The sequence below is a fragment of the Mesorhizobium sp. WSM4306 genome, assembly GCF_007003975.1.
Classification (GTDB): Bacteria; Pseudomonadota; Alphaproteobacteria; order Rhizobiales; family Rhizobiaceae; genus Mesorhizobium.
Genome location: NZ_VFTC01000006.1, coordinates 29,802 through 51,072, shown reverse-complemented (window position 1 = coordinate 51,072; position 21,271 = coordinate 29,802). Strand labels below are relative to the sequence as shown.

The 21,271-nt window shown below is 63.3% G+C and carries 25 protein-coding genes; 16 read left to right on the top strand and 9 right to left on the bottom strand.

Going from position 1 to position 21,271, the window contains the following annotated elements:
* Nucleotides 1–37: 37 nt before the first annotated feature.
* The 3 genes from FJV77_RS09895 to FJV77_RS09885 form a co-directional block, all read right to left on the bottom strand.
* Nucleotides 38–397 (bottom strand): SPW repeat protein, encoded by a 360-nt coding sequence (locus tag FJV77_RS09895; protein ID WP_142866629.1) that lies wholly within the window; start codon nt 395–397, stop codon nt 38–40.
* 446 nt (nt 398–843) lie between these two features.
* Nucleotides 844–2,472 carry a chaperonin GroEL gene (gene groL, locus FJV77_RS09890; protein ID WP_142866628.1) on the bottom strand — a complete coding sequence of 543 codons (1,629 nt, stop codon included), beginning with the start codon at nt 2,470–2,472 and terminating at the stop codon, nt 844–846.
* Nucleotides 2,473–2,536: 64 nt separating this feature from the next.
* Nucleotides 2,537–2,899 (bottom strand): co-chaperone GroES, encoded by a 363-nt coding sequence (locus FJV77_RS09885; RefSeq protein WP_142866627.1) that lies wholly within the window; start codon nt 2,897–2,899, stop codon nt 2,537–2,539.
* A 248-nt stretch (nt 2,900–3,147) separates the two neighbouring features.
* Here FJV77_RS09885 and FJV77_RS09880 point away from each other — a divergent pair, with 248 nt between their 5' ends.
* Nucleotides 3,148–3,411, top strand: a complete 264-nt coding sequence (locus FJV77_RS09880; protein WP_142866626.1) for a hypothetical protein — start codon at nt 3,148–3,150, stop codon at nt 3,409–3,411.
* Nucleotides 3,408–3,674 (top strand): DUF1488 domain-containing protein, encoded by a 267-nt coding sequence (locus FJV77_RS09875; protein WP_142866625.1) that lies wholly within the window; start codon nt 3,408–3,410, stop codon nt 3,672–3,674. Before FJV77_RS09880 ends, FJV77_RS09875 begins: the two co-directional genes overlap by 4 nt.
* Before the next feature lie 23 nt (nt 3,675–3,697).
* Here FJV77_RS09875 and FJV77_RS09870 read toward each other — a convergent pair whose 3' ends face one another.
* Nucleotides 3,698–3,889, bottom strand: a complete 192-nt coding sequence (locus FJV77_RS09870; protein WP_142866624.1) for a hypothetical protein — start codon at nt 3,887–3,889, stop codon at nt 3,698–3,700.
* A gap of 7 nt (nt 3,890–3,896) precedes the next feature.
* Nucleotides 3,897–4,355: a hypothetical protein gene (locus FJV77_RS32870; protein ID WP_246691207.1), complete on the bottom strand. Its 459-nt coding sequence runs from the start codon at nt 4,353–4,355 to the stop codon at nt 3,897–3,899.
* 72 nt (nt 4,356–4,427) lie between these two features.
* Between FJV77_RS32870 and FJV77_RS09860 the strand changes: the two genes are divergently transcribed.
* A complete protein-coding gene (locus FJV77_RS09860; protein WP_246691206.1) occupies nt 4,428–4,799 on the top strand; it encodes a DUF3168 domain-containing protein in 372 nt (123 codons plus the stop codon).
* Between the two features lie 96 nt (nt 4,800–4,895).
* Here FJV77_RS09860 and FJV77_RS09855 read toward each other — a convergent pair whose 3' ends face one another.
* Complete coding sequence (locus tag FJV77_RS09855) at nt 4,896–5,282, bottom strand: ester cyclase (protein WP_142866622.1); 387 nt, start codon at nt 5,280–5,282, stop codon at nt 4,896–4,898.
* A gap of 281 nt (nt 5,283–5,563) precedes the next feature.
* Between FJV77_RS09855 and FJV77_RS09850 the strand changes: the two genes are divergently transcribed.
* The 8 genes from FJV77_RS09850 (at nt 5,564) to FJV77_RS09815 (ending at nt 12,714) form a co-directional block, all read left to right on the top strand.
* Nucleotides 5,564–5,815: a hypothetical protein gene (locus tag FJV77_RS09850; protein WP_142866621.1), complete on the top strand. Its 252-nt coding sequence runs from the start codon at nt 5,564–5,566 to the stop codon at nt 5,813–5,815.
* A 64-nt stretch (nt 5,816–5,879) separates the two neighbouring features.
* A complete protein-coding gene (locus FJV77_RS09845) occupies nt 5,880–6,545 on the top strand; it encodes a response regulator transcription factor (protein WP_112564177.1) in 666 nt (221 codons plus the stop codon).
* On the top strand, nt 6,529–7,950 hold the full coding sequence (locus FJV77_RS09840; RefSeq protein WP_142866620.1) for an ATP-binding protein: 1,422 nt from the start codon (nt 6,529–6,531) through the stop codon (nt 7,948–7,950). The genes FJV77_RS09845 and FJV77_RS09840 overlap by 17 nt, the downstream gene beginning before the upstream one ends.
* Before the next feature lie 175 nt (nt 7,951–8,125).
* A complete protein-coding gene (locus tag FJV77_RS09835) occupies nt 8,126–8,569 on the top strand; it encodes a hypothetical protein (RefSeq protein ID WP_142866619.1) in 444 nt (147 codons plus the stop codon).
* Between the two features lie 106 nt (nt 8,570–8,675).
* On the top strand, nt 8,676–9,815 hold the full coding sequence (gene ccmI, locus FJV77_RS09830; RefSeq protein ID WP_142866618.1) for a c-type cytochrome biogenesis protein CcmI: 1,140 nt from the start codon (nt 8,676–8,678) through the stop codon (nt 9,813–9,815).
* A gap of 3 nt (nt 9,816–9,818) precedes the next feature.
* A complete protein-coding gene (gene ccmE, locus FJV77_RS09825) occupies nt 9,819–10,259 on the top strand; it encodes a cytochrome c maturation protein CcmE (protein WP_142866617.1) in 441 nt (146 codons plus the stop codon).
* Between the two features lie 2 nt (nt 10,260–10,261).
* On the top strand, nt 10,262–12,253 hold the full coding sequence (locus FJV77_RS09820; protein WP_142866616.1) for a heme lyase CcmF/NrfE family subunit: 1,992 nt from the start codon (nt 10,262–10,264) through the stop codon (nt 12,251–12,253).
* The gene (locus FJV77_RS09815) at nt 12,250–12,714 is read left to right on the top strand and encodes a cytochrome c-type biogenesis protein (protein WP_142866615.1); all 465 of its coding nucleotides are present in this window, start codon (nt 12,250–12,252) and stop codon (nt 12,712–12,714) included. The genes FJV77_RS09820 and FJV77_RS09815 overlap by 4 nt, the downstream gene beginning before the upstream one ends.
* Here FJV77_RS09815 and FJV77_RS09810 read toward each other — a convergent pair.
* Nucleotides 12,711–12,863: a hypothetical protein gene (locus tag FJV77_RS09810; RefSeq protein ID WP_210246564.1), complete on the bottom strand. Its 153-nt coding sequence runs from the start codon at nt 12,861–12,863 to the stop codon at nt 12,711–12,713. The genes FJV77_RS09815 and FJV77_RS09810 overlap by 4 nt on opposite strands.
* A 121-nt stretch (nt 12,864–12,984) precedes the next feature.
* Between FJV77_RS09810 and FJV77_RS09805 the strand changes: the two genes are divergently transcribed.
* From FJV77_RS09805 to FJV77_RS09785, 5 genes are all read left to right on the top strand, one after another.
* On the top strand, nt 12,985–14,532 hold the full coding sequence (locus tag FJV77_RS09805) for a Do family serine endopeptidase (RefSeq protein WP_142866614.1): 1,548 nt from the start codon (nt 12,985–12,987) through the stop codon (nt 14,530–14,532).
* Nucleotides 14,533–14,732: 200 nt separating this feature from the next.
* The gene (locus FJV77_RS09800) at nt 14,733–15,404 is read left to right on the top strand and encodes a response regulator transcription factor (RefSeq protein WP_142866613.1); all 672 of its coding nucleotides are present in this window, start codon (nt 14,733–14,735) and stop codon (nt 15,402–15,404) included.
* 107 nt (nt 15,405–15,511) lie between these two features.
* Complete coding sequence (locus tag FJV77_RS09795; protein WP_142866612.1) at nt 15,512–16,987, top strand: HAMP domain-containing sensor histidine kinase; 1,476 nt, start codon at nt 15,512–15,514, stop codon at nt 16,985–16,987.
* 11 nt (nt 16,988–16,998) lie between these two features.
* Complete coding sequence (locus FJV77_RS09790; protein WP_142866611.1) at nt 16,999–19,953, top strand: bifunctional [glutamine synthetase] adenylyltransferase/[glutamine synthetase]-adenylyl-L-tyrosine phosphorylase; 2,955 nt, start codon at nt 16,999–17,001, stop codon at nt 19,951–19,953.
* A 64-nt stretch (nt 19,954–20,017) separates the two neighbouring features.
* On the top strand, nt 20,018–20,491 hold the full coding sequence (locus FJV77_RS09785) for a hypothetical protein (RefSeq protein ID WP_142866610.1): 474 nt from the start codon (nt 20,018–20,020) through the stop codon (nt 20,489–20,491).
* Between the two features lie 56 nt (nt 20,492–20,547).
* On the opposite strand, the gene FJV77_RS09780 is transcribed toward FJV77_RS09785, so the two are convergent.
* Both FJV77_RS09780 and FJV77_RS09775 read right to left on the bottom strand, forming a co-directional pair.
* Nucleotides 20,548–20,985: a type II toxin-antitoxin system PemK/MazF family toxin gene (locus tag FJV77_RS09780; protein WP_142866609.1), complete on the bottom strand. Its 438-nt coding sequence runs from the start codon at nt 20,983–20,985 to the stop codon at nt 20,548–20,550.
* Nucleotides 20,982–21,242, bottom strand: a complete 261-nt coding sequence (locus FJV77_RS09775; RefSeq protein WP_142866608.1) for a type II toxin-antitoxin system prevent-host-death family antitoxin — start codon at nt 21,240–21,242, stop codon at nt 20,982–20,984. The genes FJV77_RS09780 and FJV77_RS09775 overlap by 4 nt, the downstream gene beginning before the upstream one ends.
* Between the last annotated feature and the right edge of the window lie 29 nt (nt 21,243–21,271).

Sequence of the window (21,271 nt, the reverse complement as noted above, 5' to 3'; positions counted from 1 at the left end):
GCTCACGCGCCGGGCTCCTCCTTTTTGTCGTCACCGATCACGCATGCGCGTGCGGGTGACGGAAGTCCCAGACTGCCCAGGCCGAGGCGAGAACCACCAGCACGCCGAGAACCACATGGGTCCCCATTGCGTTTGCGTTCGCCATAAAACCAAGCAGCCACGGCGAGACGATCAGCCAGAGCCCGAGAACCATGTTCACCCACTCTTCCCACTCGGCAAATACGGAAAGCGTCGCGACAGCCAGGGCTCCGATCACAACGCCGACAATCCAGGCGTTATATGCGGGAGTCATTTCAGCAGCGAAGCCGACTACCCAGGGTGAGATGAACAGGCAAACGGCAAGGATCAGATTAATGAGATCCTGGGCCCGTTTTCCTTCCATGAGTTTATTGGCCATGACAACCTCCATAGAGAAGCTTGACCAAAGCACTACGTTTCGCGTGCACCGCACGCTTAGTTGTTGATATAATTACGCTTCAAATGACCTTCAAGGACCTGCCCCAGGGCGGCCGATGGCTGCGAATTCATAGCAGTACACCGAACGGGTCGAGGCAGCCCCGGCCTCGGGAGGTCAGCGCAGGATGCTGACCCGCCCGAATGCAATCGCCGGGGTGGAACTCACCGTTGCCGCGCCGTTGCCCAGCCTGGGTGGCCGCATGATGGTCCAGTCGAGGCTGGATTGGACGATAAGCTTTCCTTCGCCTCGTGGAGGGCTTCAGCCCGGCTTGCGCCCGACGGTGAAGGCGACAGGCGCCCGGCGTGGGTGTTGGCGCAGCCGGTCACCGGCGCCCGTTGTTCTGGCTTGGCCCGCCCGGCATGCCGGGCGAACACTTCAGGCGGTGGTCAGTAGCCGCCCATGCCGCCGCCACCACCCGCCGGTGCCGCATCCTTCGGCGGAACGTCGGTGATCATGGCTTCGGCGGTGATCAGAAGCGCTGCGATCGAACCGGCGTCCTGCAGTGCGGTGCGCACCACTTTCGCCGGGTCGACGATGCCGGCCTTGATCATGTCGACATAGACCTCGTTCTGGGCATCAAAGCCCTGATTGTGATCCTTGCTGTCGGACAGCTTGCCGATGACGATCGAGCCTTCGACGCCGGAATTCTCGGCGATCTGGCGGATAGGCGCCTCGAGCGCGCGAAGCACGATCGAAATGCCCGCCGTTACATCGTCATTGGCGCCGGTCAGGCCGGCCAGAGCCGACCTGGCGCGCAGAAGCGCCACGCCGCCGCCGGGCACGATGCCTTCCTCGACCGCAGCGCGCGTCGCGTTCAGCGCGTCGTCGATGCGGTCTTTCTTTTCCTTCACTTCCGACTCAGTGACGCCGCCGACGCGGATGACGGCAACGCCGCCGGCGAGCTTGGCCAGCCGCTCCTGCAGCTTCTCCTTGTCATAGTCGGACGTCGTCTCCTCGATCTGGCCCTTGATCTGTGCGATGCGCGCCTGGATGGTCGCCTTGGTGCCGGCGCCGTCGATGATCGTGGTGGTGTCCTTCTCGATCAGCACCCGCTTGGCGCGGCCGAGCATCTCGATTGTGACGTTTTCGAGCTTGATGCCGAGATCCTCGGAAATCATCTGGCCCGATGTCAGCACCGCGATGTCTTCCAGCATCGCCTTGCGGCGGTCGCCGAAACCTGGCGCCTTGACGGCCGCGACCTTGAGGCCGCCGCGCAGTTTGTTGACGACCAACGTCGCCAGCGCTTCGCCCTCGACGTCTTCCGAAATGATCAGCAGCGGCCGGCCGCTCTGCACCACCGCCTCGAGGATCGGCAGCATCGCCTGCAGATTGCCGAGCTTCTTCTCGTGGATGAGCACATAGGGGTCTTCGAGCTCGACGCGCATCTTGTCGGCATTGGTGACGAAATAGGGTGAGAGATAGCCGCGGTCGAACTGCATGCCTTCGACGACGTCGAGTTCGGTGTCGGCGGTCTTGGCTTCCTCGACGGTGATGACGCCGTCATTGCCGACCTTGTCCATCGCCTTGGCGATCATGGCGCCGACGGTGGCGTCGCCATTGGCGGCGATGGTGCCGACCTGGGCGATCTCGGCCGACGACTTGACCTTCTTGGCCTTCGCCTTGATGTCTTTGACCACGGCGGCGACAGCCTGGTCGATGCCGCGCTTGAGATCCATCGGGTTCATGCCGGCGGCAACGAGCTTGGCGCCTTCGCGCAGAATCGAGGCGGCCAGCACCGTGGCGGTGGTGGTGCCGTCACCGGCGAGGTCGTTGGTCTTCGAAGCCACTTCGCGCACCATCTGCGCGCCCATGTTCTCGAACTTGTCGGCAAGCTCGATTTCCTTGGCCACCGCGACGCCGTCCTTGGTGATGCGCGGCGCGCCATAGGCCTTGTCGATGATGACGTTGCGGCCCTTGGGGCCAAGCGTGACCTTCACCGCATTGTTGAGGATCTCGACGCCGCGCAACATACGGTCGCGCGCGTCGGTGGAGAATTTGATTTCCTTGGCAGACATGTTTTTCAATCCCGTTCGTATGATGAAGCAAGCGGCTCGCCGGAGCCTGGCAAAGCCAGGCCGGTTAGGCGGCCTTCTTGGCTTTGACGCTCTTCTCGGTGACGACCGTCTCGCTCTTGCCGATGACGGCCGTCTCGCTCTTGTCGATGACGCCCATGATGTCGGCTTCCTTCATAATCAGAAGGTCCTCGCCGTCGATCTTGACCTCGGTGCCCGACCATTTGCCGAACAGGATCAAGTCGCCTGCCTTGACATCGAGCGGAACAAGCGCGCCGTTTTCGTCGCGAGCGCCGGGGCCGACGGCGATGACTTCGCCTTCCTGCGGCTTTTCCTTGGCATTGTCGGGAATGATGATGCCGCCCTTGGATTTGGTATCGCCTTCTGCGCGCCGGATGACGACGCGGTCGCGGAGTGGCCGAAACTTCATGAGAACTTCTTTCTGGGGCCTGCACAGGCGGCCACGCCGCTCTTATAGGCGCGTTGGCACTCGATAGATAGGAGTGCCAAAAATTATTCGCGGCCAGCTAAAAATATTAAAAAGTATTATGCGGCCCGCGGATTTCCAGATTTCGCGCAGCGTCTAAATAATTCAAAAAATTGAATTTCTGCGCCAAAGCCACTATTTATATGGAAAGTTTCATTTCAACGGTTTCAGGCACAAGGGAGATTTAAGCGATGGCCGACGGCAATCAGGGTATCATGGAAAAAGCTGAGGCCCGCTTCATGGACAAGCAGAAGAAAACGGCCGAGCGCAACAAGGCAACCTCCGACTACATGTCGGAGGCGAGGGCCAGGGAGATCAAGACCGCGAGGCTCAGGGGATTGCGCCTGGCCAAGGAAGAGGCCGACCGCGTTGAGGAAGCCTTGAATCCGACACCGAAGAAGAAGCGGGCGGCAGTCAAGAAAGCCGCCGCCGCACCCAAGGGAGCCAAGTCATGAGCCTGACATTCCCCAATCCAAGCCGCAGCTATGACGAGGCCGGCAAGCGTATCCGCTTTGTCGGCCATGACGGCATGTTCCAGATTTCCTTCTCTGTCGCTGCCGATGCAATCTCGAAGGCGCCATCTGGGACGGCGACTTCGGAAGCCACCTATCTGGCGGCCTTCGATACGGCGTCCAATTCCATCCATGACATTGCCAGCAAGGCGTATGCGCGCACCCGCAAGAGCATATATGTGCTCACCGCCGCGGATTTCAGCTAGCGCTTGGCTGCGATCGACCTGGATCAGGATTTGCGGTCGGCTTTTGCCCGCCGCTTGACGTCCCGGCTGTTCAGGCGGTCGGCCATCGCTTCCGCATCGCGCACATTCATGCCGACCATGACCTGATGCTTGAGCTCGACAGGCTGGCCGGTGAAGATGTCGAAGATAGTCCAGCTGTCAGGCTGGTCCATGCGCAAAGCGTAGCGGTTTGCCATCGCGGCGTCAGGCCCGTGACATGAAAAATGCCGCCGCCAGGATCAGGATCGTCCAGACCAGCACCGACAGCTTCAAGACCAGGCCGCCGTGCGCGGAAAGAACCTTCCGCATGCGCAAAGCTGCGCTGTTCATGCCCTTGGACAGCGTGGTGCTGCCGCAATCGCGACCACGGGCTTGACGCCAAGTTTTCCAAAAGCCGGCAGCAGCGCTGGCGTGCGCATGAAATGACCTCGAATTGTCGGAGAAAACAGGCCTCCTCATAACACCCTTCTTGAAACTCCCTGCATGCCAAATAGAAACCGGTCGGTGAAACGGCGATGCCGCCCGATTCGCAACTTGCGTGGGGCCGGTTGTCATCTGGCGGAATCGGCGCAACGAAGTTAGTTTGCGCGCGAAACTGATAGCGGCATGAGGTTTGTTCAGGGGCATGATGCCGAAAAGTGTGAAGCGGTTTTCGGATGTCATCATGCTCTTAGGCGTGACAGGCGAACGGAGACGAGGATGACGGCGCCCGGCGATTTGCTGCAAGCCTTATTCATGAGATTGAAGAGCGACGCCTCGCTGACGGCGCTGCTCGGCGGCGCCGGATTGCGCGAGCAGGCGGCCGACAGTGCCGCCTTCCCCTATGTCACCTATGGCCGGACCAGCGCTTTCGATCTCGACACCGGCGCCGACAACGATGACGACCAGCTGATCACGCTGCATGTCTGGTCGAAGGCGCAAGGCGAGGCCGAGACGCGTCTGATCATGGACAGCATCCGGGCGCGCCTCGACGGCGCTGCGTTCGCCACCGGCTCGCGCGACCAGACACGCCTGTCGCTGGAGTTCGCTGAGGCGCGCTATGACGAGGATCTAGAGCTCCATCACGGGCTGCTGCGGATTCGCGCCATCACGCAAAGCGCGACCTAGAGCGTTTTCACCGTTTCACGGAAACGGCGAACCGCTCTATCTCTTGTTTGACGCAATTCCCAAGGGAAAGCGCTTCACACTTTTCCTGGAATTGCTCTAAATCTGCGCCTGGATCTCGGCCTTGTCGATGACCGACCACACCTCGCGGATGCGACCCTCTGCGAATTCGTAGAAAACATTCTCCGCGAACGACACGCGCTTGCCATTCACCGGCAGGCCGAACAGCATTCCCTTGGGATGACAGTCGAAATGCAGGCGCGCCGCCACGCGCGGTGGTTGGCAGACCAGCAGTTCGATGTTGAAACCGAGATCGGGAATGGCCTCGAAATCGCCTTCGAGCATGCGGCGATAGCCTGACAGACCGAGCATTTCGCCATTGTGCTGCACCTCATCGCCGACAAACCTTCCGAGATTGGCCCAGTCCTGGGCATTCAGGCAGGCGATGTAGCCCCGATAGAGATCGGCAAGGTCTTTATCCGTCATGGCCCACTCCGATGGTTTGGCGTTTCCTACGCTATTTAGGGCGCCCCTGAGAATGATCGCGCCTTGACCCGTTCCCAATCCACCTCCGACCTCAGAACCTCCTCGCAAAAACCATAGCCGCGCAGCAGGTTTTCCGGCTATGAATCCCATGCCCGGTCTGAGGGGACTGGGCGGCAAAATCGCATTCATTCCTTTCGCGCGCAGGGGTATATTGCGGGGATGGATTTTCAACCGTTCACCGTTCATTTCACGTTCAGCACAGTTGCGTTACAACGTCGACCATGAAAACGCTTCGCTCTCATTTCAGAACCGCGACACTGGCGCTTGGCATCGCCGGCGTGTTGGCGACGCCGGCGGCTGCGGCCGACTGCTACGCGATCGGCCAGCAGGTTGCCGAGCAGAATGGCGGCACACTGGCCAAGGCCTCGCAGTCGACGCGTGGCGGCCAGGAGGTCTGCGTCATCGTCGTGCTCGTTCCTGGCAAGAACGGTCAGCGCCCCCGCCGTTCCGAGATCGTCGTCCCGGCAAACTGACCCCATTGTTTCACAGGCCGCCGGAATCGGCCTATATCTGAAACATCAACAGGCCTGACCAATCATGCGCGTACTCGTTGTCGAAGATGACAAGGATCTGAACCGGCAGCTGGCCGACGCCCTGGTCGATGCCGGCTATGTCGTCGACCGCGCCTATGACGGCGAGGAGGGCCATTTCCTCGGCGACACCGAGCCTTACGACGCCGTCGTACTCGACATCGGCCTGCCGCAGATGGATGGCATCAGCGTCGTCGAGCGCTGGCGCCGCAACGGCCGCAAGATGCCGGTGCTGATCCTGACCGCGCGCGACCGCTGGAGCGACAAGGTGTCCGGCATCGACGCCGGCGCCGACGACTACGTCACCAAGCCGTTCCACATCGAGGAGGTGCTGGCCCGGGTGAGGGCGCTGATCAGGCGTGCCGCCGGCCATGCCTCGTCCGAGCTTACCTGCGGGCCGCTGCGCCTCGACACCAAGGCCTCCAAGGCCGATGTCGACGGTCAGCCGCTGAAGCTGACCTCGCACGAGTTCCGCCTGCTGGCCTATCTCATGCACCATATGGGTGAGGTGGTGTCGCGCACCGAACTGGTCGAGCATCTCTACGACCAGGATTTCGACCGCGATTCCAACACCATCGAGGTCTTCGTCGGCCGGCTGCGCAAGAAGATGGGCATCGATATGATCGAAACCGTGCGCGGCATGGGCTATCGCATGCGTGAGCCGGAGGCGTAAGGCGGAACCGCTCCCCATACCAGCAAGGAAGCCTTTCTCGGCGCGGCTCTGGCCGCGCTCGCTGGCCTTCCGCGTCATCGGCTTTTCCACCATCTGGGCGATCCTCACCCTGATCGTCATCTTCACCCTGATCACCACGCTCTACCGCCAGGCCAGCGAGCGCGGCTTCGAGAGCCTCTTGTCGGCGCACCTGTTCAACCTGATCGGCTCCGTCGGCGTTTCCGAATCCGGCCAGCTCACCGGCGCTCCCGACCTCGGCGACCTGCGCTTCTCGGAGCCGAATTCAGGCTGGTACTGGTCGGTGGAGCCGGCTTCCGAAGGCGTGCATGGCAACCTTCATTCGTCCTCGATGACTACGACGATCCCGTCGCCGACCGTCGCCGAGGTGCCTTTCAATTCCAGTTTCCAGCGCAGCTATTCCACCGACGGCATCGGCGACGAGGAACTGCAAGTGTTCGAAAGCGAATTCGTCCTCGACGCAAAGAACCGCGCCGCGCGCTTCCGCGTCATGGGCAACAAGACCGAGCTCGAGCAGGAGATCGCCACCTTCCAGGGCCGCCTGCTGACTTATCTCAGCCTGTTCGGCGTCGGCATGATCGCCATCAACGCGATCGCCATCCTGCTTGGCCTGCAGCCCTTGCGCCGGGTCCGCAACGCGCTTGCAATGATCCGCGAGGGCACGGCGCAGCGGCTCGACGGCCAGTTCCCCGCCGAGATCGAGCCGCTCGCCAACGAGACCAATGCGCTGATCGAAAACAACAAGCGCATCGTCGAGCGCTCACGCACGCAGGTCGGCAATCTCGCCCATTCGCTGAAGACGCCGCTCGCCGTGCTGATCAATGAGGGGCGGGCGCTCGGCGGCGCCAAGGGCCAGCTCATTGCCGACCAGGCCGCCTCAATGCAGAAGCAGGTCGATCACTATCTGCAGCGGGCGCGTGTTGCGGCGCAGCGCGACAGCGTCGTCTACCGCACGCCGGTGACGCCGCTGGTGCAGCGCATGGTGCGCGTGCTGCAAAAGCTCAAGCCTGATATCGGCCTGTCGCTTGCATTGCCGGCGGCCGATATCGTCTTTGCCGGTGAGCGCGAGGATCTGGAGGAACTGCTCGGAAATTTGCTCGACAATGCCATGAAATGGGCAAAGAGCACTGTCGCCGTGTCCGTCTCGCCGGCCGGCGCCGCCGGCCTGTTCGAGATATCAATTGAGGATGACGGCCCTGGCATTCCCGAGGACAAGGCGCGCGATGCGCTGAAACGCGGCCGGCGCCTCGACGAGACCAAGCCGGGCACCGGGCTCGGACTTGCCATTGTCGCCGACCTCGTCAACGAGTATGGCGGCGCGCTGGCGCTGGACCGCTCCGCCATGGGCGGGCTGAAGGCGGTGGTGCGCTTGCGGAGCCTGCAATGATGCATTTCCAGGGCCAATCGACATGGCTGGGCGCCTGTGTTATGGCGACCTGTCGATTGCTCCTCGGATGGTCGGCAAACGGCCAAATTTCCGACAAATATCAATACTATGGCCAGCAGACATCCCCGATGACGCGGCCCCAAGAGCATCCCGTCCAAGAAAACCGGTTGTTGGCATGAAGATTCGCGTTGCGCTTGTTTCCGCACTGCTCGCTCTCTCCGGCTGCGGAACCCTGAGCAAGGGCGGCGGCCCGGATATTTCCATCACCAACCCGCCCGCGACGCCTCCTTCAGGGGCCAAAGTCGCGACGACGATCATTTCGGCCATGGCCGGCGGGCTCGTCGGCGGATCGATCGGCAGTGGCCTGAACGAGACCGAGAAGCGCAAGGCACTCGAGGCGGAATACAAGGCCCTCGAATATACGGCGAGCGGCCAGAAGGTGACGTGGAAGAGCGACAGTTCGGCCCATTCCGGCGAAGTCGTCGCGGCCCAGCCGTACCGCGTCGGCTCGCAGGATTGCCGCCAATACACCCATACGGTGTTCACCGGCACGGCCGGCCAGACCGCGCGTGGCACCGCCTGCCGCAACGCTGACGGCAGCTGGACGCCGCTGACCTGAGTATCCGGTCCGGCTGATTGGGACCGGGCTTGCTTGCTCGCTGCCGTCAAAGCGTCGCAGCGTGTCCGTGTTGGCAGAGCAGGGCTCTCGCTCTATTGGAAGAACCATGCTGTTCTGGGTCATAGCCGCAATCCTCACGCTGGGCGCAAGCCTGGCGGTGCTGCTGCCGCTGACCGGCGGCGGCAAGGGCGCTTCGTCCAGCAGCGACCATGACCTCGAAGTCTATCGCGACCAACTGGCCGAGCTTGATCGTGACGCCTCGCGCGGCCTGATCCAGCCGGCGGAAGCCGAGGAGGCGCGCGCCGAAATCGCCCGCCGCATCCTTCGCCTGGGCAACACCAGTCAAGCCGATGCGGCTGGCACGCGGCAGCCGTCGAGAGCGGCCAGGCTGGTGGCGACATCAGCGGTGCTGGTGGTCCCGCTGCTCAGCTGGGGCCTGTACAGTCAGGTTGGCTCGCCCGATTTGCCGTCGCAGCCGCTTGCCGAACGGCTGGCCAAGAACCCGGCCGATAGTTCGGTCGATGAGTTGGTGGCGCGCGCCGAGGCCCACCTTGCCGCCAATCCGTCCGATGGCAGGGGATGGGACGTGCTCGCCCCGATCTATCTGCGCCTGCAGCGCTTTTCCGATGCCGTGACCGCCTATCGCAACGCCATCCGCCTCGATGGCGACACCGCAGCCCGCGAGGCTGGTCTCGGCGAGGCGATCGCCAATGCTGCAGGTGGCATTGTCTCGGCCGATGCGCAATCGGCTTTCGAACAGGCGTTGAGGCTCGACCCGGCAAACCCGAAAGCCTCTTTCTACCTGGCCATGGCGCTGGCGCAGGAAGGCCGTCTGGCGGAGGCGACCGCTGCCTGGCAGAAAATGCTCGGGCTCCTGCCGCAGGATTCGCCGTGGCGCGGTGCCGTCCAACAGGCGCTGGCCGATGCCGCCAACCGTAGCGCCGCGTCAGGAGAGCCCGCGACAGGCCCCGATGCCGCAGCCGTCGATGCTGCCTCGTCCATGGCGCCGCAGGACAGGCAGGCCATGATCGACACCATGGTCGCCGGTCTCGATGAAAAACTGCGGCAAAATCCGCGCGACACGGAAGGATGGATGCGGCTCATTCGTTCCTATGTGGTGCTGGGCAAGGCCGATGCGGCGCGTGACGCGCTGCATCGCGGTATTGCCGTGTTTGGCGCCGACAGTGAGGAAGCGAAGAAATTCACCGCCCTTGCCGCCTCGCTCGGCCTGACGGCGACGGAGTAGGACATGACGCGCAAGCAGAAGCGATTGTCCGTGATCATCGGAGGGCTGGCTTTCCTCGGCGCCGCCACCGGGCTGATCTTCTATGCGCTCGGCCAAAAAGCTTCGTATTTCTACATGCCTGCCGACCTGACCACTGCCAGCGTCCAGCCGGGACAGCGCATCAGGCTCGGCGGCCTCGTCGAAAAGGGCACGGTCGTGCGCGGGGAGGGCGCGACGGTTGCCTTCTCGGTGACCGACACCCACAAATCGGTCAAGGTCATCTATACCGGCATCCTGCCCGACCTGTTCCGCGAGGAGCAGGGCGTCATCACCGAGGGCAGCTTCGGCGCGGACGGCGTCTTCGTCGCCGACAGCGTGCTGGCCAAGCATGACGAGCGTTATATGCCCAAGGAAGTGGCCGATGGGCTGAAGGCCAAGGGCGTCTGGCAGGAAAGCACGAACTGACAATGGTTGAGACCGGACATTTCGCGCTCGTCCTCGCTTTCGCCCTGTCGCTGGTGCAGACGCTGGTGCCGCTCATCGGCGCCCGCACTGGCAATCAGCGGCTGATGGCCGTCGGCGGCCCCGTCACGGTCACCGGCTTCGCGCTGACCGCGCTTTCCTTCGCAGCACTCGCCGGCGCCTATGCCAGCTCCGATTTTTCGGTGGCTAGCGTGTGGGAAAACTCGCATTCGCTGCAGCCGCTGATCTACAAGATCACCGGAACCTGGGGCAATCATGAAGGCTCGATGCTGCTCTGGGTGCTGATCCTGACCTTCTTCGGCGCGCTGGTCGCCGTCTTCGGTTCCAACCTGCCGGCAACGCTGCGCGCCAATGTGCTGGCCGTGCAAGGGGCGATCGGCGCCACCTTCTTCCTGTTCATCCTGGCGACGTCCAACCCGTTCATTCGGCTCAATCCGGCGCCGATCGAAGGCCGCGATCTCAACCCGGTCCTGCAGGATCTCGGCCTCGCCATCCATCCGCCGCTGCTCTATCTCGGCTATGTCGGCTTCTCCATATGCTTTTCCTTCTCGGTCGCGGCCCTGATCGAGGGCCGCATCGATGCCTCCTGGGCGCGCTGGGTGCGGCCATGGACGCTGGTCGCCTGGATGTTCCTCACCGGCGGCATCGCCATGGGCTCGTACTGGGCCTATTACGAGCTCGGCTGGGGCGGCTTCTGGTTCTGGGATCCGGTCGAGAACGCCTCCTTCATGCCGTGGCTTGCGGGTACCGCCCTGCTGCATTCGGCGATCGTCATGGAAAAGCGCTCGGCGCTCAAGATCTGGACGCTGCTGCTCGCCATCCTCACCTTCTCGCTGTCGCTGCTCGGCACCTTCCTGGTGCGCTCGGGCGTGCTGACCTCGGTGCATGCCTTTGCCACAGACCCGACGCGAGGCATCTTCATTCTGTGCATATTGACGTTGTTCATCGGCGGCTCGCTGGCGTTGTTTGCGCTGCGCGCCTCCAGGCTGACCGCCGGCGGCCTGTTCCACCCGATCTCGCGCGAAGGCGCGCTGGTGCTCAACAATCTGTTCCTGACCACGGCTACCGCCACCGTGCTGGTCGGCACGCTCTATCCGCTGGCGGTCGAGGCGCTTTCGGCCGGCAAGATCTCGGTCGGTGCGCCGTTCTTCAACCTGACATTCGGCCCGCTGATGGTGCCGCTGCTGATCCTGGTCCCCTTTGGGCCGCTGCTCGCCTGGAAGCGCGGCGACCTCTATGCCGTCGCCCAGCGCCTGATGGCCGCCTTCGCGGCCGCCCTTGTGGCGATGCTGGTCACCGGCCTGTTCGTCAACGGCGCGTCGGTGTTCGCCGCCCTTGGCGTCGGCCTAGCCTGCTGGCTGGTCTGCGGCGCGCTCACCGACCTTGCCGTCAAATCCGGCTTCGGCAATGTGTCGCCGGCCATCATGTTGCGCCGTTTCGCAGGCCTGCCGCGTTCGGTCTTCGGCACCGCACTTGCCCATCTCGGCCTCGGGCTGACGACGCTCGGCATTGTCGGCACGCTGTGCTTCGGCACCGAAAAAATCCTGTCGATGCATGCCGGCGAGAGCGTCGAACTCTCCGGCCACACGCTGCGCTTCGAAGGGCTCTATCCCGCGCAGGGCCCGAATTACAGCGAGGACCGCGGCCGCTTTTCCTTGATCGGCGCCGATGGCGGCATTGCGGCTGAAATCACCTCGGCCAAGCGCTTCTTTCCGGTGCGGCAGACGACGACGACCGAATCCGGCATCGAGACGATCGGCTTCAGCCAGCTCTATCTGTCGCTGGGCGACCAGGGCACCGACGGTTCGGTCGTCGTGCGCCTGTGGTGGAAGCCGCTGGTGACGCTGATCTGGGGCGGTGGTCTCGTGATGATGGCGGGCGCGGCAATGTCGCTGTTCGACCGCCGCCTGCGTGTCGGCGCGCCATCGCGCCGCCGCAAGCAGCCAGCTGCCATGCCGTCGGCAGGCGTGCCGTGAGCACCAGGTTTTCGTTGGCCTCGCTCGTTTTGCTGCTGGCGCTGCTGTTTGCCGGCGCAGCCCAAGCGGTGAAACCGGACGAGGTTCTCGCCGATCCGGCGCTCGAAGCGCGGGCGCGGCTCCTGTCGGAAGGCCTGCGCTGCATGGTCTGCCAGAACCAGTCGATCGACGAATCCGATGCAGACCTTGCCCGCGACCTGCGCATTCTGGTGCGCCAGCGCCTCGTTGCCGGCGATACCGATCAGCAGGTGATGGACTATATCGTGTCGCGCTACGGCGAGTTCGTGCTGCTGAAGCCGCGCTTCAGCTTGCGCAACGCTTTGCTGTGGGGCACGCCGGTGCTTCTGCTGCTGGTCGGCGGCGTCTTCATCGTGCTGACCACGCGCTCCCGCCGCTCGCTCGCGACCAAGGCGCTGAGCGCCGAAGAACAGGCGGCCCTGCGCAAGATGCTGAGCGATTAGCTCGGCCATTCCTCCGGGCGCTTAGCTTCCGCCGCTTCGATCACTGTGTCAATTTCAGCCATGGCGTCGTCGTGGGAGACGACACGGCCAGCCGATGCGTCGGCCATACTGCGTTTAATGCCTTCGATGATATCGGCCACGTGGCTCATGCCCCCAACATTACAAAACTTTCATGCTTCGGAAATGGCGCCGTAATGTGCGCCTCTCTATTCCTCTTGACCGAGGATGCACTGCCTGAGCCGCATCCAGTGAAAAGAGGATACAAGATCCATGTCTATTGCCCCCAATTCATATTCCCGCACCCGCAAGCGCCTGTTGGCTGCCGCGGCTTCCCTCGCCATTGCCGGCGCCATCGGCTTCGGCGCCGTTGCCACCGGCACGGCCCCCGTCCTGGCCGATGCTGTGCGGGTCGAAGCGCCGCAAGTGCCGGGCTTTGCCGATGTGGTCGAGCGCGTGTCGCCGGCCGTGGTCAGCGTCAAGGTGAAGGCCAAGATCGAGCCTGCTTCCGATGACGGTTCCGACCAGATGCAGGATCCGGACGGCAACCCTCTGCCCGACAATCCGCAGCTGCGCCAGTTCTTCAAGCAATTCCGCGGCTTCGGCGACCAGAACGGCGAAGGCGGCAATCGCCGCTTCAACCGTCGCGACCACAACAACGACCAGCCTCGCCCGGTGGCGCAGGGTTCGGGCTTCTTCATCTCCGATGACGGCTACCTCGTCACCAACAACCACGTCGTCGAGGAAGGCTCTGCCTTCACCGTGGTGATGAATGACGGCAAGGAACTCGACGCCAAGCTGATCGGCACCGATCCGCGCACCGATCTGGCCGTGCTCAAGGTCGATGGCGTCGGCAAATTCACCTATGTCGATTTCGCCGACGATTCCAAGGTTCGCGTCGGCGACTGGGTGGTTGCCGTCGGCAATCCGTTCGGCCTCGGCGGCACGGTTACCGCCGGCATCGTCTCGGCCCGTGGCCGTGACATCGGCGCCGGCCCCTATGACGACTTCATCCAGATCGACGCCTCGGTCAACCGCGGCAATTCGGGTGGCCCGACCTTCAACCTCAACGGTCAGGTCGTCGGCATCAACACGGCGATCTTCTCGCCCTCGGGCGGCAGCGTCGGCATCGCCTTCGACATTCCGGCCTCGACCGCCAAGCAGGTGGTGCAGGACCTGATGAAGAGCGGCTCGGTGCAGCGTGGTTGGCTCGGCGTCGAAATCCAGCCGGTCACCTCGGATATCGCCGAATCGCTGGGCTTGAAGTCGCAGAACGGGGCTCTGGTCTCCAGCGCCCAGGACGACGGTCCCGGCAAGAAGGCCGGCATCACCGCCGGTGACGTGATCACCCAGGTCGAAGGCAAGGACGTTGCATCGCCGAAGGAACTGGCCCGTCTGATCGGCGCCTACTCGCCCGGCAAGTCGGTCGACGTCACGGTGTGGCGCGACGGCAAGAGCGAGACGATCAAGGTCGATCTCGGCACGTTGCCGTCCACCGACAAGCAGGCCTCGGCCGACCCGCAGCAGCCCGCAGCACCGGCAAAGCCGGCCGCGCTGGCCGATCTCGGCCTCACCGTCACCAAGTCGGAGAACGGCAAGGGTCTGGTGGTGACCGATGTCGACCCCGACAGCGATGCTGCCGACCGCGGCATCCAGCCCGGCGACGTCATCACCTCGGTCAATTCGACGGAGGTGAACGGCACCGAGGACGTCGCCAAGGCAATGGCCGATGCGGTCAAGTCCGGCCGCAAGGCGGTGCTGATGCAGATCACCCGCGATGACTCGAACCGCTTCGTCGCCCTGCCGGTCGCCAAGGGCTGACATCGAACACTTTTCCAGTGCGGCGGTTTCAACACCCCCGAGCCGCCGCACGGAAAAGCAAGGGGCCGAACGCGTTAGTCAGTCATCGTGTTCTGCCCCCGGCGGCAGCGGGCCCCATCGCCTGCTGCCGCTCTAACAGTAAAGCCATAGCCAAAATGTCGGCCTCTCAATCTTCCAGTGAAATCGCGTATAACGGCTCTATGAAGATTCTCGTCATAGAAGACGATCGCGAGGCGGCCGACTATATGCAGAAGGCCTTTGCAGAGGCCGGGCACACCGCCCATGTCGCCGGCGACGGCGAAACCGGCTTTGCGCTTGCCGATGCCGGCGACTATGACGTGATGGTGGTCGACCGCATGATGCCGCGCCGCGACGGGCTCTCCGTCATTGCCGGCCTGCGCTCGCGCGGCAACACCACGCCGGTGCTGATCCTGTCAGCACTGGGCGAGGTCGATGACCGCGTCACCGGTCTGCGCGCCGGCGGCGACGACTACTTGACCAAACCCTATGCCTTTTCGGAATTGCTCGCCCGCGTCGAGGTGCTGAACCGCCGCGCCAGCGCCAGGGAAGCCGAAACCGTCTACCGGGTCGGCGATCTTGAGCTCGACCGTCTCTCTCATTCCGTGAAGCGCGCTGCGCGCGAGATCACGCTGCAGCCGCGCGAATTCCGCCTGCTCGAATATCTGATGCGCCATGCCGGCCAGGTGGTGACGCGCACCATGCTGCTCGAAAATGTCTGGGACTATCATTTCGATCCGCAGACCAACGTCATCGACGTGCATGTCTCGCGGCTGCGCGGCAAGATCGAGAAGGGTTTCGACAAGCCGATCCTGCACACCGTCCGCGGCGCCGGCTATATGCTGAAGAGCTAGAGCATGATCCCAAAAAGTGGGTACCGGTTTTTGGAAAAGATCATGCTCCAACAAAGGGGTAGATCATGATGAGATTTCAACCAAATCTGATCATGGTCTAGACATCCATGGCCCTTTCCCTGCCGGCCATCATGAGGACGACGGCGGCGCGGCTTTCGGCGCTTTATTTCCTGCTTTTTGCCCTCTGTGCCGTGCTGCTGGTCTTCTACATGACGTCGCTGTCGGCGCGCATGCTGACCGGCCAGACCCAGCAAACCATCAATGACGAGGTGCTCGGCCTGGCCCGCGCCTATCAGCGCGGCGGCCTGCCGGTGCTGGTACGCGTCGTCGAGCAGCGCTCGCGCCAGCCCGGCGCCAACCTCTATCTGATCGCCGACGCCAACGGCCAGATCCTGACCGGCAATGTGCAGAGCCTGGAGCCGGGCGTGCTCGAGACCGATGGCTGGACGACCGAGCCATTCTCCTACCGCCGCTTCGGCGAAGGCGAACTTGAGCGGCAGCGCAATCAGGCTGCCGACCCTAACGGGGCGCCCCCCGGCGAGACCGAAATTCAGGTGGAAGGCGAGAAGGGCCACAATGCCATCGCGCTGGTGCTCAGGCTACCCAACCAGATGATCATGCTTGTAGGCCGCGATCTCGGCGAGCCCGAGCGCTTCCGTGCCGTCATTCGCCGTGCCTTGATGCTGGCGCTGGGCATGATGGGGTTGGGCGGGCTGCTGATCTGGTTCTTTGTCGGCCGCGCGGCGCTGAAGCGCATCGACAGCGTCTCGGAGGCGAGCCGCCGCATCATGGGCGGCGACCTGACAGGCCGGTTGCCGGTGACCGGCGCCGGCGACGAATTCGACCGCCTGTCGGAAAACCTCAACACCATGCTGGCCAGGATCGCGACGCTGAACGAAGGCCTGAAACAGGTTTCCGACAACATCGCCCATGATTTGAAGACGCCGCTGACCAGACTGCGCAACCGGGCCGAGGCCACGCTTTCGGGCAAGCACAAGACCACCGACTACCGGCAGGCGCTGGAAGGCACCATCGCCGAGTCCGACCAGCTGATTAAGACCTTCAACGCCATCCTGATGATCTCCAGGCTGGAGGCGGGCTATTCCTCGGAAAGCACCAGCAAGGTCGATCTCGCCGCCGCCGTGCGCGATGTCGTCGAGCTTTACGAGCCGGTGGCGGAGGAGGCTGTTGTGGCGCTCGAAACTTCTGTGGACGGGGATTTCACCGTCAACGGCAATCGCGAGCTGATCGGCCAGGCGCTGTCGAACATCGTCGACAACGCCATCAAATACTCGACCGACGCGACTGAGAAGCCGGCTGTGCGCGTGGCGCTGCAGCGTGTCGGCCATGAAATCCGGCTTTCCGTCGCCGACAATGGCCATGGCATCCCCGACGATGCCGACCGCGCCAGGGTGACCGAACGCTTTGTGCGGCTGGAAAAGAGCCGCTCGCAGCCGGGATCGGGCCTCGGCCTCAGCCTCGCCAAGGCGATCATGACGTTCCACAATGGCAAGCTCGAACTTCTGCCTGCCAACCCCGGATTGTCGGTTATCATGAGTTTCCCCGCGCGGGAGGATCATTGATGGCGGTGAGAATGGCTGCGAAACCGATCGAGACCGAATGGCAGCTGCAACTGGCGGCAAAGCTCGCGCCGCTGGATGAGAGCCGCGCCCGCAGTGAACTGTCGGAGATCGCTGGCGAGGCCAAGGACGAGAACCTGCCGCGGCTGGCGAAATTCTTGGGCGGCAAGGGCGCGGCCCAGGATTTTCTCGCTGCGGTCACTGATCTCTCGCCTTTCCTCCGCGATGTCGCACGTCGCCGGCCGCAAATCCTCGACGCGCTGTTCGATGCCGGTGTTGAGGCCCGGCTGACCGTCATCGGCGAAGCGATCGGCAAGGCGGCCTTCGCTGAGTCTGTGTCGGAATCGAGCCTGATGATGGAGCTCAGGCAGTGGAAGGGGGAAGCTCACTTCCTGATTGCGCTTGCAGACCTTTCTGGCGAGGCCGAGACCTCGCTGACGGTCAGGCGCCTCAGCGATCTCGCCGACGCCTGCACCCGCGCGGCGGTTGACTTCTTGCTGCGCGAGGCGCACAGCCAGGGCAAGCTCAAATTGCCGGATCCCGAAAACCCGTCGCAGCAGTCCGGCTGGATTCTGCTCGGCATGGGAAAACTCGGCGCCCATGAACTGAATTTTTCCTCCGACATCGACCTTGTCGTCTTCTTCGATCCGGATGCGAAGGCGATCGTCGATCCGCTCGATGCCACCGAGCTGTTTGCGCGCCTGACCCGCAGGCTGGTGCGCATCCTCCAGGACCGCACCGAGCACGGCTATGTCTTCCGCACCGACCTCAGGCTGCGCCCCGATCCCGGCTCGACGCCGCTGGCAATCCCGGTCGAGGCAGCACTTCGCTACTATGAGGCGCGCGGCCAGAACTGGGAGCGCGCCGCCATGATCAAGGCGCGCCCCGTGGCCGGCGATCTCGCCACCGGCGAAGCGTTCCTGCGGGAGTTGCAGCCCTATGTCTGGCGCAAATACATGGACTATGCGGCAATCGCCGACGTCCATTCGATCAAGCGCCAGATCCATGCCCACAAGGGCCATGGCGAGATCGCGGTGAAGGGCCACAACGTCAAGCTCGGCCGTGGCGGCATTCGCGAGATAGAGTTCTTCGTCCAGACCCAGCAACTGATCGCCGGCGGCCGTTTTCCCGAACTGCGCGGACGCGAGACCGTGCCGATGCTGGGTGCGCTGGCGGCACGCGGCTGGATCACCGCCGATGCCCGTGACACGCTCGCCCGCCAATACTGGTTCCTGCGCCGCGTCGAGCACGCCATCCAGATGGTCGCCGACGAGCAGACGCACATCCTGCCGGACGATGATGAGGGGCTGGAACGCATCGCCCATATGCTGACCTTTGCCGATGCGGCGGAATTTGCCGAAACCTTCCGCGCGGCTTTGCAGGAAGTCGAGCGCCATTACGCTGCGCTGTTCGAAACAGCTCCGGAACTGTCGGCAGGCGTCGGAAATCTGGTCTTTACCGGCGATGTCGACGACCCCGACACGCTGCGGACCTTGCACGGGCTCGGCTTCAAGCGGCCGAGCGACATCTGCCGCGTCATCCGCGGCTGGCATTTCGGCCGCTACCGCGTCACCCAGTCGGCTGAAGCGCGTGAGCGGCTGACCGAACTGACACCGGCGCTGCTCAAAGCCTTCGGCCAGACGCGCCGGGCCGACAAGGCTTTGGTGCGCTTCGACGAATTCCTCGCCGGTCTGCCCGCCGGCATCCAGCTGTTTTCGCTGCTGCAATCGAACCCCGCTCTGCTGAAGCTGATGGCGACCATCATGGGTGCCGCGCCCCGGCTGGCTGCGATCATCACCAAGCGCCCGCATGTCTTCGACGGTCTGCTCGATCCGGCGCTGCTGAACGAACTGCCCAACCGCGCCTATCTGTCCGCGCGGCTGGCGGCTTTCATCGAAGGCGACCGGGCCTACGAAGATGTGCTCGACCGCCTGCGCATCTTTGCTTCCGAGCAGAAATTCCTGATCGGTGTACGTCTGCTCGCCGGCTCGATCACCCCGAGCCGTGCTGGCCGTGCCTTTTCCGACCTCGCCGACCTCACCATCGACGCCGCACTGCAGGCAGTGACGGCCGAATTCGCACTGCGCCACGGCCGTATCGCCGGCGGCACGGTGTCGCTGCTCGGCATGGGCAAGCTCGGCAGCCGCGAATTGACGGCTGGCTCCGACGTCGACCTCATCCTGCTCTACGACCACGACGCCGATGCCGAAGAATCCGACGGCCACAAGCCGCTGGCGCCGTCGCATTACTACACCAGGATGACGCAGCGGTTGATCGCGGCTGTCTCGGCGCCGACCGCCGAGGGCGTGCTCTACGAACTCGACCTGCGCTTGCGACCATCCGGCAACAAAGGGCCGGTGGCCACCCATGTCGACGCCTTCAAGAAGTACCAGCGCCTGGAAGCCTGGACCTGGGAGCACATGGCGCTGGCCCGCGCCCGCGCCGTCGGCGGGGACGCCGCACTGTGCGCCGAGGTCGAAGCCGAGGTGGCGGCACTTCTGGCGCTGCCGCGCGACGCCGCCAAGGTGCGGGCCGAGGCATCGGAGATGCGCGCGCTGATCGAGAAGGAAAAATCGCCGCGCGATCTCTGGGACATCAAGCTGATCCCCGGCGGCCTCATTGACCTCGAATTCATCGCGCAGGTGGCGGTCATCACCGGCCAGGTCGAAGCCGGCGGAAGGCTGACCGCCACCGGCGAAATCCTCTCGCATCTGGTGCCGGACTTCGCTGACGCCGATGTCAGGCAGCAGCTTTGCGAAGCCTATCAACTCTATCTGGCACTGACCCAGATGACGCGGCTTTGCCTCACCGGCCCATTCGAGCGCGACGACGTTCCGCCGGGATTGTCGGATCTGCTTCTGGCGGTGACTGACCTGCCGGATTTCGGTGTGCTGGAAGCACATCTCAAGGAGACGTCGCAAAAGGTCAGAAAGGATTTCGACCTTTTGCTTCGTGCGAAAGGGTCGTGAGGGCGTGAAGCGCTGACGGCTGTTTCGGATCGCATCGGGGGTGACGATGCAACAGGAGATACCTATGAGAAAGACAACCGGACTTGCCCTTGCCTTCGTCGCCTTGGCCGGCGCCGTCGGCACCACCGCCTATGCCGAGAACAATGCCAGCGCCAGAATGCGCGAGGGCACGATGATGCGCCTCGACAAGGCGATGAAGGATTCCAACGGCACCATCAGCTTCGACCAGTTTTCCGACGCCATGAACGCACGGCTGAAGAAGCTGGTCGCCGACAATGGCGGCAAGCTGACCGTCGCTCAGCTCGCCGACGCGCTGGAGAAGGCGCGTTTCGAGAAAATGGCCAAGCGCATTATCGCCCGCTACGACACCAAGGGTGACGGCACGCTTACCACGGAAGACATCACCGGGCGCGAGAAGAAGGCGTTTGCCATGCTCGACCGCAACAATGACGGCAAGATCGAGCGCAACGAGCTGCCGACGAACGGCCGCATGGGTCGCCACCACCAATGGGACGGCGGCGACGACAGCATGCAGTGAGGTTCAATGATCTCGGTCCGGCGGCGAAAAGCCGCCGGACCGACAAGACCGGACAGCTACTCGGTCCTTTGAACACGGCGCAGAGCACGGCTCGCGTGAGTCTGCAAAATCCGCTCGCGCAGATATGCGTAGAAGCGAGGCGGCAACAAGCCATAGTGGAAGCGGGTGAGCCTGCTTCCCGCAATAGGCCTGAGATCGGGACCGGGCCAGAGAAAATCATTGGTCTCGCTGACAAGCACCCATGACGGCATATCGTCGAGTCCAAGGTGAGCCTTGAGTGGTGCAGGTATCTCTATCGCATCGGCGGGATCATTCGGAGCCTGGTGAGTAATCGGAACCACAGTGACCACCTCGCGGCCCTCCACGATCCGACGCGCCGCAACAATTGCGCAAGGCCGGTTCTTGCGGCCTTCTTCCGCACCTTTGTTGTGCTCGTCCGCCCATAGATAGGAGTAGGAAATCACCAGACCGGGGACAGGCTTGGGCAGACTCACGGCGTCCAGTCTTTGAGCATCGCGTCCAGCCCGTCATATTCTGATGGGACGGCGCTTTTGGCGATCGCGTTCAATGTCTCGTCGTCCAAGTCCTCAACGGGACGGGCGACCCGCCCCTTGACCAGAACTTCAAACATTGCCGCCGACAGAAGCACCGTATGGGTACGGCCATTCTTCGTTATCGCTACTGGCGCCCGCTGGGCGGCATCCTGGAAGCGTCCGACGTTTTGCTGGAATTCGGTCGATGTCACGCGCATGAAAGCTACCTCTTTATCTATAGTAGATA